Raw genomic sequence first — 14,130 nt, forward strand, 5'->3', positions numbered from 1 at the left:
GAGACAGTCGCAGGTCAGGGCCGGTTTCGGAGGCATCCGAAACCGGCCCTTGATCATTTTTGGGAACCAGGTGGGGACGGGGGTCGGCGAACCTGGTCACTCTTCGCTCCGCTGCCTTCGATCCTGGTTCCGTCCGGGGCGTACGAGTGGTGGAAGGTGAAGGCGTGCGGCGCGGGGCCGTGGTCGCGCAGGTGTTCCAGCCTGGACACCCCGTCCTGCCAGATGGGTATCACGCCGTCGGAGATCCACCAGGCCACGTGATTCGGGTGCCCTGTCCTCTCGAACCAGTCGTAACGCCTGTTCAGCGCCTCACGGTGCACACCGGTGTAGACGGCGTCGAAGGCGGGGCCGAGGTCGGTCCAGAGCGAGAGGGTCGCGGCCAGCGCGGTGGTCTCCGCCGTACGGCCCTTGCCGTACCAAGTCGGTACGGCGAACTCTCCCCACGCACCCCAGTCGGCCCCGAAGAGCATGCCCCGGTCACCGTCTGCCGCTTCAGCGTGCGCGAGGTACCCCGGCTGCCGGCTGAACTGCCGGTAGACGGCCCCACCGATGTCGTAGAACTCGTGCGTGAGAGGTGCGGGATCGGCGAGAGGTGACTTCAGGACACCGAACGTGTACAGCGCAAGACGGGGCATGCGTCTCTCCCTGGTCGGGGGTGCCTGGTGTGGACCCGCGGGTGGCTCAGGCTGGGGGAACTCCCCTGCGACCGTGGGCGATCGCCGGGGACCAGGTGAAGGTAGCCGCCTGCGCGAACCATGTCGAAGTTGCGTTTTCCCTCTCCAAGTGGCCTCTCGGGGCCGGTGGTTGCGTTGGGGAGACGGATGGCGTCGGCGACCTGCTCGGGCGAGGGGTCGCCAGTGTCGAATTGCGTACGAAAACTCCCGTGCACCGGCTCGCGCACCTCTGCGATCATCCCGGAATGGCGCACAGTTTCGAATCGCTGGTCATCCGGCACACCCACCGCCTTTCCTTCCCCAGGGGCTCCGCCGGGGAAGGAGCCGTCGCCGCACGGCAGTTCGACGCGGCGCTGGCATCCGTGGGGTTCAAGCTCTCGGCGGAGTTGCTCGAGCGCCTGGCGGGGCTGTCCGAGGCCGCGGTCGTGCACACCGCCAAGCGGACGCTGCGCACCGTGAGCGAGATGGTGGGCGACCACGTCCGGCACAACGCGTACTTCATCGACTTCCCGGCGAACGTGCCGGACACCGAAGAGTTCTGGATGCGGTGCGTGGCGAAGGCACTCGGCGACGACAAGTCGCGCGAGAGCGTGTCGGCGCAGCTGGCCGACGGGGTGCTGGACCTGCTCAGCCTCCCCACGTACGGCCGGTACCAGCACACCTACGAGGACATGCTCGCGGCGCAGGACGAACTGATCGCCTCGGCGGGCGACCGGATCACCGTCCTGCATCTCGGCCGGGACCTGGACGACGAGCTCACCGACCTTTACCTGGCCCTGGCCGGCAGCGCGACCCCGCTGGGCGAGGACGACCTGCGCGACCTCAAGGCCCTCGCCGAGCGGTGCGCGCTCGGCCCCCAGCCGGAGGCGATCCCGGTCCGGGAGAACCGGGCGATCATCAACGAGGCCCGGCTCGGCGTCGGGGCGGACCTCCTCCTCGACACCGTCACCGATGTGCTGCGGCTGGCCTGCGCGCTGTCGGGCGGCGACGTGACGCTGCGGGAGCCGACCCGGTTTCGGGCGCTGTCGCGGCCGCTGCGGCGGGGACTGCTCGCGGGGCTCGACGCCGTGATCGCCGCGAACCCCGCGAAGCTCGCCGATGTGCACGCGCACCGGGAGCCCTTCAAACGGCTCGGCGAACGCCTCCACCCGCACGAGTACCCGCGCTGGCCGCACGCGGCCGATGTGTTCGCGGTCGCGCGGGGCGAGAAGGAGGCACCGTCCTTCGACAGCCGGATCGAGAAGCTGCTCGACGCCCGCGACGTCCGTGGGGCGGCGGAATCGCTGACGTCCGCTCCCGGCAAGCTGTTCCGCGCACTGGACCTCCTGCTGCGCATCGCCGCCGACCAGGAGGAACGGGACGCGGTGGTGGCCGCCGCGGTGCGGGCCGCTCCCCACGTCTCCGGCCGGGTCGTGCTCTCGGTCCGCGAGCATCTCCACAACCGGGCACGTGAGAGCGGCGAACCCCGGATCTTCGTCAACCGCCGGGGCCGCGCCTGGGTGACCCCCGACTTCCGGCCGCCGGTACCGGCCGCGGACCGCGATCGTCTGATCGCCGCCCTCGACGCCGAGATGCGTCGCCGGCTCCCGGCGCCGGGCCGGCTGCTGCTCGGCCCCGATGTCCTCGACGTGGCGCTTCCGCTCAGCGGCCGGGCAACCGCGGCCGGGCTCGGCGTACTGCCGCGAGGGTCGGTCTCCGCGGTCGACGGCGAACAGCTGCGCTTCTTCGTGTACTGGAAGCAGACCAGGGACCGGACCGACTACGACCTGTCCGCGCTGCTTCTGCACGCCGACTACAGCACCGACTCCTGGCTCTCCTACACGTCGCTCAGTGCCGTCGGAGGGAGGCATTCGGGCGACATCACCGAGGCTCCCGACGGGGCCTCGGAGTTCATCAGCCTGTCCCTGGGCCGAGTGCGCGGCACCTTCATCGTCCCGCAGGTGAACATCTACGCCGGCGAAGGCTTCGAGGAGGTCGAGGAGTCGTTCTTCGGCTTCATGCTGCGCGACGACGAGCAGAAGGGCCGGCCGTTCGAGCCGCGCACGGTGCGGATGAAGTCGGAGCTGCGGGGGATGGGCCGGGTCGCGCTGCCGCTGGTGTTCCAGCGCGGGGGCGACGGCCGGTGGCGCGCGAAGTGGCTGCACCTGTATCTGAAGGGCATCTCGTCGGCCAACCGGGTCGAGGAGAACCAGGCATCCGTGTCGAAGGTGGTGCGCGCCATCGTGGAGCGCGAGCAGCTGACGGTGGGATACCTGGTCGACCTGATGTCCGGCGGCACCACGACCGCCGACCTGTGGGACGGTGAGCCGGTCCCGGACGAGCCCGTGATGTACATCGGCCTCGAACGTCCCGAGGGACTGCATCCGGACTCACGGATCATCACCCTCGAAAATCTGCGCGACCTGATCCCGGGCTGAGTGCTAGCGTTGCCCGCGGCGAGGCCATGAAGGGGCTTCCTTCTCAACTCCTTTAACGAAACCAGTTCCTTCGCTTTCCTCGCCGTCGACCTCGACCGGGAGGCGCCCGCTCGGCGCCTCCCGGTTCTCGTATGCGCCGGCAGCCGACAGCCGGCACCGAGCGGTCAGGCGGACCCGGTGGTATCGGCCGTCCTGGCGTCCTCGGGGGCCCCGGCCGGCCCCCGCTGCCGGCGGGCCGCCAGGATCGCGTACACGATGACTCCCGCGAACAGGAACAGCGCGCCCTGGTAGACCGCCGCGTAACCGGCGCCCGCCATCAGCCAGAGGGAGAAGACGGCCGCCACCGTGGTGATCACCGAGTCCCGGACCAGCCGCGCCCGGTCGACCGGGCCCCGGCCGGAGACGAGGTGGAAGATCTGCGCTGCCGCCGCCAGCAGATACGGCACGGTCGCGGTGAACGTGGTGACGAGCACCAGGACCTCGAAGACCTGCCCCGAGCCGGAGAGGTAGTTGTACGCGGTCAGCAGCGAGGAGAGGACGACGGTCACCGCGACGCCGACCGTCGGCACGCCCCGGCGCCGCCGCGCGAAGGCCGCCGGGAACAGGCCGTCCTTCGCCGCCGCGTACGGGGTCTGGGCGCTGAGCAGCGTCCAGCCGTTCAGGCAGCCGGTCATCGACACCAGCGCGGCCAGGGCCACCGCCGTGCCGCCCCAGCTGCCGCCGAACATCGTGTTCACGGCGTCGGAGAAGGGTGCGGTGGAGGTGACCAGCCGGTCGTGCGGCACCGTCCCGAAGACGGACAGAGTGCCCAGCAGATAGACCAGGGCGGCTCCCGCCGTGCCGATGACGGTGGCCCGCCCGACGTTGCGCCGGGCGTTCTCGACCTCGCCCGCGCTGACGGCGGCGGACTCCACGCCGAGGTAGGAGAACAGCAGCAGGGCCGCGGACGCGCTCACCGCCCCCACGGCTCCGTGACCGCTGGAGTTGAACGGCCCCAGCCGGGACGGGTCGAAGAAGAACAGGCCGCCCACCGCGACGAGCAGCAGCGGGACGAACTTCAGGACAGTGGCCACCAGTTGCACGGCGCCCACGTAGCGGGTGCCGGCGAAGTTGGCGAGCGCGGGCAGCCACTGCAGGGCGAGGGCGGCCAGGCACGCCGTCCAGGCGTGGCCGCCGACCGGGACCAGCACGTCGAGGTAGCCGACGGCGGCGACGGCGAGCGCCGCGTTCGACACCCAGGTGGTGATCCAGTACGACCAGGCGGCGAGGAAGCCGGCGAAGTCGCCGAAGGCCTCGCGGGCGTAGACATAGGGACCGCCGGTGCGGGGGTCGCGTGCGGCGAGCCGGCCGAAGACCAGTGCCAGGGCGATGGCGCCGACGGTGAGCACACCGAAGGCGAGCAGGCTGACCGTGCCGTAGGGGGCTATGGAGGCGGGGAGCAGGAAGATGCCCCCACCGATGATGTTGCCCATGACCAGGGCGGTGGCGACGGGCAGGCCGAACCGGCGGGCATGTCTGCCGGTGTCGCCGTGGGGGTCTTCGACGGGAACCGGGCGGGTCTCCGAGGAGGCCGGAGCCGACTTCGGTACGGTTCCGGTGCTGTGCATGGGTGGTGCGCCTCTCATGGAACTGACGTTCCCGGGATCGCCGGGACCGGCCCATGGTCGGGGACGCTTCTGTCCGGCTCAAAATCGCCGCTCCTTGTCCCGTCCGGCTCGCCGAATCGTGCAAAAAGCGTCGTTTTTGGACCCTTGCGCCGCCAGATGTGCGGCGTCCTTTGACAGGGTGCCTCCCGGGCGGTGTCTCCCGGGTGCGCTGTCAGCTCCCCGGTGACGCCCACAGGCTGCGGACGTGTCCCAGATGCCGGGTCATGATCTCGTGCACCGCGGTCTTGTCGCTCTCCAGCAGGGCGTCCAGCAGTTCCAGGTGTTCCTGGGCCGAGGCCAGGAGCCGGCCCGCCTCCACCAGCGCGGTGAGACCGTAGAGCCGGGAGCGTTTGCGCAGGTCGGCGACGACCTCGACCAGATGGGCGTTGCCCGCGAGGGCCAGCAGGCCGAGGTGGAAGCGGGTGTCGGCCTCGACGTAGGCGATGAGGTCGGCCGCCGCCGCGGCGGTGACGATCTCACGGGCCGCCGGGCGCAGCGCCTCCAGCGAGACACGGTCTGCGGTACCGGCCAGCGCCACCACGGTCGGGATCTCGACGAGCGCGCGGATGTGCGTGTACTCGTCGAGCTGCCGGTCGGAGACGGCGGTGACCCGGAAGCCCTTGTTGGGTACCGTGTCGACCAGCCCCTCCTTGGCCAGGTCCAGCATGGCCTCCCGCACCGGGGTCGCCGAGACGCCGAAGCGGGCGGCGAGCGACGGCGCCGAGTAGACCTCGCCGGGCCGTAGCTCGCCCGCGATCAGCGCGGCGCGCAAGGCGTCGGCCACCCGCTCGCGGAAGCTGCTCCGCCGGCCGCCGAGCCGGGGGAGCACGGGCATGCCTTCTGCGTCCTGCGGATTCTGTGCCATGTCACGCATCACCGGAGGGAGTCTAGTGGACTCTCAGAGGACGAACCCCTCCGGGAAGGGGTCGGTGGGATCCAGCAGATACTGCGCGGTCCCCGTGATCCACGCCCGGCCGGTGAAACTGGGCAGTACGGCCGCGACTCCGGCGACCTCCGTGGTGTCCAGCAGCCGCCCGGTGAAGCGGGTGCCGATGAAGGACTCGTTCACGAACTCGGTGCGCAGGGGGAGTTCGCCGCGCGCGTACAGCTGCGCCATGCGCGCGCTCGTTCCCGTGCCGCACGGGGAGCGGTCGAACCATCCCGGGTGGATGACCATGGCGTGCCGGGAGTGCCGGGCGGTGGCACCGGGCGCGTAGAGGTGGACGTGGTGGCAGCCGCGGATGGACGGGTCGGCGGGATGCACCGGCTCCGCCTCCGCGTTGATCACGTTCATCAGGGACAGCCCGGCCGCGAGGATGTCGTCCTTGCGGGAGCGGTCGAAGGGCAGGCCGAAGGCGTCCAGGGGGAGGATCGCGTAGAAGTTGCCGCCGTAGGCGAGGTCGTAGGTGACCGTGCGGCCGTCGGGCAGGGTGGCCTCGCGGTCCAGGGCGGTGGCGAACGACGGCACGTTCCGCAAGGTCACCTCGCGCGCGGCGCCGTTCTCCACCGCCACCTCGGCCACCACCACCCCCGCCGGCGTGTCCAGCCGGATGGTGGTCACCGGCTCCACGACCTCCACCATGCCGGTCTCGACCAGCACGGTGGCCACCCCGATCGTGCCGTGCCCGCACATCGGCAGATATCCGGAGACCTCGATGTAGATCACCCCCCAGTCGCAGTCGGGGCGGCTCGGCGGCTGGAGGATCGCGCCGCTCATCGCGCGGTGCCCGCGCGGTTCGTTCATCAGCAGCTCTTTGACGGCCGAGCGGTGTTCACGGAAGTACAGCCGCCGCTCGTTCATCGAGGCGCCGGGTACGGTGCCGATCCCGCCGGTGATCACCCGGGTCGGCATGCCCTCCGTGTGCGAGTCCACGGCGTGCAGGACGAGTTCGCTGCGCATGGTCGTGCCTCCCTGTCAGACGAGTCCGGCGGCCACGGCCTTCTCGGTGGCCGCGCGGACCACGGCCGCCGGCTCGGGCGGCAACGGCAGGCGCGGCGGACGCACGGGGCCGCCGTGCCGCCCGACGACGTCCATGGACAACTTGATCGCCTGCACGAACTCCACCCGTGAGTCCCAGCGCAGCAGCGGGTGCAGCTGCCGGTAGAGGGGGAGCGCGGTGGTCAGGTCCCCGGCCACGGCGGCACGGTACAGCTCGGCCGAGGCCCGGGGGAAGGCGTTGGGGTAGCCGGCCACCCAGCCCTTGGCGCCGGCCACGGCCAGCTCCAGCAGGACATCGTCGGCGCCGATCAACAGGTCCAGGTCCGGGGCGAGTTCGGCGATCCGGTAGGCCCGGCGCACATCACCGGAGAACTCCTTGACGCCGTGGATGTGCCCCTCGCCGTGCAGCCGGGCGAGGAGTTCGGGCACCAGGTCGACCTTGGTGTCGACCGGGTTGTTGTACGCCACCACCGGCAGGCCGGCCCGCGCGACCTCCGCGTAGTGGGCGAGGACGGACCGCTCGTCGGCGCGGTAGGCGTTGGGCGGCAGCAGCATCACCGACGCGCAGCCGGCCTCGCCCGCCTGCTCGGTCCAGCGGCGCGCCTCGGCGGAGCCGTACGCGGCGACCCCGGGCATCACGCGCGCACCGCCGACCGCGGACACGGCGGTGCGCACCACCCGGGCGCGCTCCTCGGGCGTGAGCACCTGGTACTCGCCGAGCGAGCCGTTCGGTACGACGCCGTCGCAGCCGCTCGCGACCAGCCAGGAGCAGTGCTCGGCGTACCGGTCGTAGTCGATCGAGTGGTCGTCGCGCAGAGGGAGGGCGGTGGCGACGAGGATGCCGCGCCAGGGCCGATGGGGTGACGTGGGCTGTGGGTGGGTCATGGCTGGGTTCCCCCGATCGGTAGGGTGGACGTGAGGTGTGACATATCACTTGGTCGTATCGTGGTCGGGCAGGGCGGCCAGCACGCCGAGCGGTACCGGTCGCGCGAACGGCCGGCGCCCCGGGGTGAGCGGGCAGCCGGTCAGGCCGGCCACCGCCGGCGCGCACATCCGGCCCTGGCACCAGCCCATCCCGGCCCGGCTGAGCAGTTTCACGGTGCGCAGGTCGCGGGCGCCGAGGGTGTCGACGGCCGTCCGCACCTCCCCGGCGGTGACCTCCTCGCAGCGGCACACCACCGTGTCGTCGGCGACCGTCTCGGCCCACCCCGCGTGCGGGACGCAGATCGCGTCGAGCGCCGAGCAGAAGCGGCGCAGCCGGTCCCTGGCCCGGCCGGCGGCGGCCCAGTCGCGCGGGTTGGGGGTGGTGCCGGCGAGCCGGGCGCCGATCGAGCGGCCGGCGATGTGGCCCTCGGCGAGGGCGAGGGCCGCGCCGCCGATCCCGGTGCTCTCGCCGGCCGCCCAGACCCCGGGCACATCCGTGCGCTGCTCGGCGTCGACCCGTACCCCGGTGCCGGTCAGGGTGCAGCCGAGGGCCTCGGCGAGGTCGGTGTGCGGCAGCATGCCGTGGCTGACGGCGAGGGCGTCGCAGGGGATACGGCGCCCGCTCCCGGGCCTGGTCCGCCCGTCGGGGCCGAGGGCGGCGACGCTGACCGCCGTCAGCCGGTCGGTGCCGTGCGCCTCCACGACGACGTGCCGGGGCAGCACGCGGACCCCGTGCCGCGCCAGCCGGGCCGCGTACCCGGCGCCCTCGGCGAGCTTGTCCGGCCGGGCGGCCAGGGCCGGCGCCCGCCGCAGGGCCGCCGCCGGATCGGCGGCCTCCACCAGCGCCGGCACCCGGGCGCCCGCCGCCGCGAGCCCGGTGGCCACGGGCAGCAGCAGGGGCCCGGTCCCGGCGACGACGACCCTCCGGCCGGGCAGCACCAGACCGCCCTTGAGCATGGCCTGCGCGCCGCCCGCCGTGACGACCCCCGGAAGCGTCCAGCCGGGGAAGGGCAGAACCCACTCGTGGCCGCCGGTGGCGAGCAGGACGGCGTCCGCGCGGACGGCGACACCCTCCTCCTGCGCGGGGCCCCGCAACGCGTGCACGGTGACCGGACCGGCCGGCGAGTCCCGCTGCACCGACCAGACATGATGATCCGTCAGGTGTCGGATCAGGCCGGTGGCGCGCTGCCGGGCGAGTCCGTCGCGCAGGCGCTCCCAGGCGCGCCGGCGGTGGAGCGGGGTCCGTGGCCGGTGTGCGCCGAGGGCGGGGGCGGGCTGACGGTAGAACTGGCCGCCCGCCTGCTCGGACGCGTCCAGGAGGGTCACCCGGACGCCCCGTGCGGCAGCCGCCAGTGCCCCCGCGAGTCCCGCCGGGCCCGCCCCGACGACGGCGAGATGCGGGCGCTCAGTCATCGTCCCGGCCCGTCCCCAGCTGCGTGCGGATCACATCGCCCGGGCGCAGCGGGACCAGACAGGCTCGCTGGTTGGGGCGGTCGTTGACGGTGACCAGGCAGTCGAAGCACACCCCGATCCCGCAGAAGACGCCGCGGGGGCGGCCGCCGCCGCGGGTGCCGCGCCAGGCCGTCACGCCGGCCGCCCACAGGGCGGCGGCGACGGTACGGCCGGGCAGCGCGGCCAGCGGCCGGCCGTCGAAGGTGACGGTGAAGGACTCGCCCGGTCGTGCCCGGGCCGACTCCTGCGAATTCACGGCGTGTGACCTCCCTCGGTGTCGAAGCGCTCCGGCCGGAACGGTGTCAGATCCAGCTCCGCCGTCTTCCCAGTGAGCGCCTGTGCGATCAACTTGCCTGTTCCCGTGGCGAGTCCGATGCCGGCGCCCTCGTGCCCGCAGGCGTGGAACAGCCCCGGTACCCGCGGATCGGGGCCGATCGCCGGGAGGTGGTCGGGCAGATACGGCCGGAAGCCCGCGTACGTCCGCAGCGCGCTGACCCGCTCCAGGAACGGGAACAGCCCGATCGCCCCGGCCGCCAGTGCCCGTACCGCCGTCAGCGACAACGAACGGTCGAAACCCACCCGTTCGCGCGTGGCGCCGATCAGGACCGGTCCGGCGGCGGTGCCCTCCACGACCGGCGAGGCGCGCAGGCCGGCCGAGTCGCTGGCCACGTCGGCCACGTAGTCCGCGGCGTACACCTTGTGCCGGATCATCCGGGGCAGCGGCTCGGTGACCAGGACGAAGCCGCGCCGGGGGAGTACCGGCAGGCGTACGCCCGCGAGTGCCGCGACGGCGCCGCCCCAGGTCCCGGCCGCGTTCACCACCGCGGGCGCGTGGAGGTCGCCGCCCTCGGTGCGAACCCCGCGCACCGAGCCGTCCGCCGCCCGCAGCAGCCCCGTCACCGCGCGACCGGTGTGCGGGCGGACACCGCAGGCTTGGAGCAGCCGCGCGGCGGCGAGCGCGGGCATGACCTGGGCGTCCTGCGGATACAGCACGCCGCCCGCCGATCCGGGGGCCAGGTGGGGTTCCAGTTCGTGGAGCCGGTCCTCGTCCACCGGCTCGGTCGCGACGCCGGCGGCCCGCTGCCGGGTGGCGAGGCCGGACAGCGCCGCCAGGGCGCCGGGCGTCCGGGCGACCACGAGGCCCCCCTTGCGTTCGTACTCGATCGCGGAACCCAGCTCCTTTGCCAGCTCCGCCCACAACCGGGCCGACAGCAGGGCCAGTTCGAGTTCGGGACCCGGTTCCTTGTCGGAGACGAGCAGGTTGCCCTCTCCGGCGCCGGTGGTGCCGCCGGCCACCGGACCCCGGTCCACCACCCGCACGTCGAGACCGGCCCGGGCGGCGTACAGTGCGCACGCCGCGCCCACCATCCCGGCCCCGACGACCACGACATCGCAGCTCAGTCGGTTCGCCACGGCAGTACTATGTCACATGTTTCTGTGGCTGAGGAGACCTCGGCGGGTCCCGCCAGCCCGGAGTCCCAGGGGTGGACGCCCCCTTGACGTCACCCGGAGCCGGATCGACACTCCAGTAAGGGAATCCTAGTGAACGGGTAGGGAACCATGACGCGCCTCGCGACGCTCGCCGCCCGGACGGGCCGCACGCCGCTGCGCGCACCCCTGCTCACCTCCCGCCGGCACATCGACCTGCAGCGCGTCTGCAGCGCGATCAGCGGCCGGCGCTGACCCGGCCCCTCGTCCGCATCGCCCGGCCCCGAGCCCGGCCCCTTGCGCGCACCGCCCGCCGGTGCCCGGCGACGTCCGGTGGCGCGCCCGTCCGCTTCGCACCTCACGCCCAGGGGAGACGCATGTCCATCACTCCGCTCGCCGCCGCCTCGACCGCCCACCGCCCCGCCCCCCTCTTCCGGGGCCGGATCGGCCGGGACGCGCGCAGCGGCCACTACGCCGTGCCGCACCGCTACCGGCTGCATCTGTCCACCGCCTGTCCCGACGGACTGCGCCTCGCCGTCGCACACAGCCTCCTCGCACTGGACGACAGCTGTCCGGTCACCTTCCTGCCCGCCGAGCCCGACCACCCCGGCGGCGGTCACGCGGCGCTGTACCCGCTGTACGAGGCGAGCGCCCACCACTACGCCGGTCCCGCCCTCGCGCCCGTACTCAGCGACGACTGGTCCGGACGCATCGTCAGCACCCACGCCCCCGACATCCTGCGCGACCTGGACCGCTTCCCGCGCGAGGGCAACGCCGCCCGCCTGTACCCGGCCGGGACGGAGGACGTCGCCGAGGCCGTCGAGCGGATGTGCGCCGAAGGCGTCGAGGAGGCCGCCCAGCGCGCCGGACGGGCCGACGCCGACCCCGCCGAGCGGGCCGCGGCCCTGGAGGTACTGCTCGACACCCTGGCCCGGCTGGAGAACCGGCTGACCGGTGAGCGGTACCTGGTGGACGACCGGCTCACCGCCGCCGACATCGACCTGTTCGTGACCCTGGTGCAGCTGGACACCGTCCACCGCTGCCACCTCGACGCCGGTGCCGTGCACCGGATCGCCGGCCACCGCGCCCTGTGGGCCTACGCGCGCCGCCTCGCCGCCCACCCCGCCTTCGGCCGCCACCTCGACCTCGACGGCATCGCCCGCCGCCACCACGGCCGCTGCGCGGGCCTGGAAGCCGCCGGAGCGGCCGTCCAGATCCTGGACTGGGCCGGCCACGCAGCGGACGCCCCGGACACTTTCGGCAGGTGAGGCCGGGTCGTCGATGTCCGCTTCGCGGACAGACGTTGACATGGGGGGCGTTCAACTGCCTTACTGGCCGCTCAGAACGGTCATGAGCGTCAGCGCCAAGCCCTGGCTCGCTGACCGGCAACCCTCGCGTCGCGGTGGGGTGCCCCAGGTGACGACCGGACCGGACGACGATTTCGGTAAGCGCGAGGCCCCACGCGGGCCACAAGAGTGACAGGTGACGCCATGTACGCAGCTCCCAGGACGGCGCCGAGCCGCCCCCAGGGCTGCGTACCGTCGTCCACCCAGCTCCTGGTCGCCGACCGGGCCGTCGATCTGCTCCGCGTCAACAGCGCACTGTGTACCGCACCGGGCCAAGCCCGCTGTCGGGGCTGACCTCCACTTCCCGGTCCAGCCTTCCGGCCCTCGCGATTCCGCACGCCCACCGGGCGTGCGAGGTGACGTTGTCCGCCCAGCTCCCGGTTCCGCGCGATCCCGTGTGCCGCCTCGTGCCGTAGTGCCGTCGCGGCCCCGCTGCCGCTCGCCGCCGTCCCGGGTCCGACTCCCACGGAGCCCGCCCATGAGCGAACCCCCCGGCGCCGCCCTCTCCCTCGTCGAGGCGCCACCCGTCGAGAGACCCCCAAGACCCCTGTCCGCGCAGCGGGTCCAGCCGCTGCGCAAGCCCGGGCGGTGGATTGTCACCGCCGTCGTCCTGGTCGTCGTCGCGCAGATCCTGCACGGCCTGGTGACCAACCCCTTCTACCAATGGGACCGCTTCCGCTACTGGTTCCTGCGCCCGACCGTCCTCGACGGCCTCCTCGTCACCCTCGAAGTCGCCGCCCTGAGCGCCGTGTTGGGACTGGTCGGCGGCATCCTGCTCGCGCTCGGCCGGCTCTCCGGGAGCCCGGTGCTGCGCGCGGTCAGCTGGACGTACACCTGGCTGTTCCGCTCCGTCCCGCTGATCGTCGTACTGATCTTCCTGTACAACTTCAGTGCCCTGTACAAGACCTTGAGCCTGGGCGTGCCCTTCGGGCCGGCCTTCGTCAGCTTCGACGAGTCCAAGCTCGCCACCGACGTCGCGATCGCCGTCATCGGCCTCAGCCTCAACGAGGCGGCCTACGCGGCCGAGGTGGTCCGCGGCGGGATCCTCTCCGTCGACCAGGGCCAGCACGAGGCGGCGGCCGCGCTCGGCCTGCCCAGGGTCTACCGGTTCCGCAGGATCGTCTTCCCGCAGGCGCTCAGATCCATCACCCCCAACTACGTCAACCAGCTGATCGGCCTGATCAAGAGCACGTCCCTGGTGTTCTACGTCTCCCTGCTGGACCTGTTCGGCACGGTGCAGTCGATGGGCAACACCTATCCCGGCGACGTCGTCCCGCTGCTGATGGTCGCCACCGTCTGGTACCTGCTCCTGACCAGCGCCGTGTCCGTCGTCCAGTACTACGTCGAGCGGCACTACGCCCGGGGCGCCACCCGCACCCTGCCCCCGACACCGCTCACGAGAGCCCGGGCCGGCCTGGCCGACCTGCGGGCCCGGCTGCGCCGGGAGGCCGCCGTATGAGCAGCGCACAGGCCCTCGACCAGACCCTCGACAAGCCCGCCCCCGCCGCGATCGAGGTGCACGACGTCCACAAGTGGTACGGCTCCCACCGGGTCCTCGACGGCATCGACCTGACCATCCGGCCCGGCGAGGTCACCGTGATCCTCGGGCCGTCCGGTTCCGGCAAGTCGACCCTGCTCCGGGTCGTCAACCACCTGGAGAAGCCCGAGATCGGCCATGTGAGCGTGGGCGGCGAACTGATCGGCGTACGGCGCGACGGAGAACGGCTGAAGGAACTCGGCGAGCGCGCCATCCTCGCCCAGCGCGGCAGGATCGGCTTCGTCTTCCAGAACTTCAACCTCTTCCCGCACCTGACCGCCCTCGACAACGTGGCCGCCGCCCCCGTCGCCACCGGGAGGCTGACCCGGCCGGCGGCCCGGGAAGCCGCCCGCCAACTGCTCGCACGCGTGGGCCTCGGGGACCGGACCGGCGCCTATCCACGGCAGTTGTCCGGCGGTCAGCAGCAGCGCGTGGCCATCGCCCGCGCCCTCGCCCTGCGGCCCGGGGTCATCCTCTTCGACGAGCCGACCTCGGCTCTCGACCCCGAACTCGTCGGCGAGGTACTCGCGGTCATCAAGGACCTGGCGACCAGCGGCACCACCCTCGTCATCGTCACCCACGAGATCGGCTTCGCCCGGGAGGTCGCCGACCGGATCGTCTTCATGGACGGTGGCCGGATCGTCGAACAGGGGCCGCCGGCCGAGGTGTTGGACAGGCCCCGGCACGAACGGACCCGGGAGTTCCTCGCCAGCGTCCTCTGACCTCCCCGACCTCCCGACCTCCTGACGTCTCCGATCACCGCCATC

13 protein-coding genes and 1 riboswitch are annotated in these 14,130 nt (G+C 72.7%); of the genes, 5 read left to right on the forward strand and 8 right to left on the reverse strand.

Features of this window, described 5'->3' with window-relative positions; genetic code table 11:
* Positions 1-53 precede the first annotated feature (53 nt).
* A complete protein-coding gene (locus ACIBA9_RS00475; RefSeq protein WP_399359151.1) occupies positions 54-635 on the reverse strand; it encodes a DUF3291 domain-containing protein in 582 nt (193 codons plus the stop codon).
* 284 nt (positions 636-919) lie between these two features.
* Between ACIBA9_RS00475 and ACIBA9_RS00480 the strand changes: the two genes are divergently transcribed.
* Entirely contained in the window at positions 920-3,091 is a 2,172-nt protein-coding gene (locus tag ACIBA9_RS00480) for a hypothetical protein (protein ID WP_399359152.1), read from the forward strand.
* A gap of 164 nt (positions 3,092-3,255) precedes the next feature.
* On the opposite strand, the gene ACIBA9_RS00485 is transcribed toward ACIBA9_RS00480, so the two are convergent.
* From ACIBA9_RS00485 to ACIBA9_RS00515, 7 genes are all read right to left on the reverse strand, one after another.
* Positions 3,256-4,698 carry an amino acid permease gene (locus ACIBA9_RS00485; protein ID WP_399359153.1) on the reverse strand — a complete coding sequence of 481 codons (1,443 nt, stop codon included), beginning with the start codon at positions 4,696-4,698 and terminating at the stop codon, positions 3,256-3,258.
* Positions 4,699-4,909: 211 nt separating this feature from the next.
* Positions 4,910-5,611, reverse strand: a complete 702-nt coding sequence (locus tag ACIBA9_RS00490) for a GntR family transcriptional regulator (RefSeq protein WP_399359154.1) — start codon at positions 5,609-5,611, stop codon at positions 4,910-4,912.
* Positions 5,612-5,635: 24 nt separating this feature from the next.
* Positions 5,636-6,637: a proline racemase family protein gene (locus tag ACIBA9_RS00495; protein WP_399359155.1), complete on the reverse strand. Its 1,002-nt coding sequence runs from the start codon at positions 6,635-6,637 to the stop codon at positions 5,636-5,638.
* A 15-nt stretch (positions 6,638-6,652) separates the two neighbouring features.
* Complete coding sequence (locus ACIBA9_RS00500) at positions 6,653-7,561, reverse strand: dihydrodipicolinate synthase family protein (protein ID WP_399359156.1); 909 nt, start codon at positions 7,559-7,561, stop codon at positions 6,653-6,655.
* Positions 7,562-7,606: 45 nt separating this feature from the next.
* Positions 7,607-9,013, reverse strand: a complete 1,407-nt coding sequence (locus ACIBA9_RS00505; protein ID WP_399359157.1) for an NAD(P)/FAD-dependent oxidoreductase — start codon at positions 9,011-9,013, stop codon at positions 7,607-7,609.
* Positions 9,006-9,308 (reverse strand): (2Fe-2S)-binding protein, encoded by a 303-nt coding sequence (locus ACIBA9_RS00510; protein WP_399359158.1) that lies wholly within the window; start codon positions 9,306-9,308, stop codon positions 9,006-9,008. The genes ACIBA9_RS00505 and ACIBA9_RS00510 overlap by 8 nt, the downstream gene beginning before the upstream one ends.
* Positions 9,305-10,465: an NAD(P)/FAD-dependent oxidoreductase gene (locus tag ACIBA9_RS00515; protein WP_399359159.1), complete on the reverse strand. Its 1,161-nt coding sequence runs from the start codon at positions 10,463-10,465 to the stop codon at positions 9,305-9,307. Before ACIBA9_RS00515 ends, ACIBA9_RS00510 begins: the two co-directional genes overlap by 4 nt.
* Before the next feature lie 147 nt (positions 10,466-10,612).
* Here ACIBA9_RS00515 and ACIBA9_RS00520 point away from each other — a divergent pair, with 147 nt between their 5' ends.
* The 4 genes from ACIBA9_RS00520 to ACIBA9_RS00535 all read left to right on the forward strand — a co-directional run bounded on the left by ACIBA9_RS00520 (position 10,613) and on the right by ACIBA9_RS00535 (position 14,085).
* Positions 10,613-10,735: a putative leader peptide gene (locus ACIBA9_RS00520; RefSeq protein ID WP_399359160.1), complete on the forward strand. Its 123-nt coding sequence runs from the start codon at positions 10,613-10,615 to the stop codon at positions 10,733-10,735.
* A 122-nt stretch (positions 10,736-10,857) separates the two neighbouring features.
* Complete coding sequence (locus ACIBA9_RS00525) at positions 10,858-11,748, forward strand: glutathione S-transferase C-terminal domain-containing protein (RefSeq protein ID WP_399359161.1); 891 nt, start codon at positions 10,858-10,860, stop codon at positions 11,746-11,748.
* Between the two features lie 78 nt (positions 11,749-11,826).
* Positions 11,827-11,937: riboswitch (SAM riboswitch) on the forward strand.
* Positions 11,938-12,304: 367 nt separating this feature from the next.
* The gene (locus tag ACIBA9_RS00530; protein ID WP_399359162.1) at positions 12,305-13,285 is read left to right on the forward strand and encodes an amino acid ABC transporter permease; all 981 of its coding nucleotides are present in this window, start codon (positions 12,305-12,307) and stop codon (positions 13,283-13,285) included.
* A complete protein-coding gene (locus tag ACIBA9_RS00535) occupies positions 13,282-14,085 on the forward strand; it encodes an amino acid ABC transporter ATP-binding protein (protein WP_399359163.1) in 804 nt (267 codons plus the stop codon). The genes ACIBA9_RS00530 and ACIBA9_RS00535 overlap by 4 nt, the downstream gene beginning before the upstream one ends.
* The last annotated feature ends 45 nt before the right edge of the window (positions 14,086-14,130 follow it).

The organism is Streptomyces sp. NPDC051452 (genome assembly GCF_044454765.1).
Taxonomy (GTDB): Bacteria; Actinomycetota; Actinomycetes; order Streptomycetales; family Streptomycetaceae; genus Streptomyces.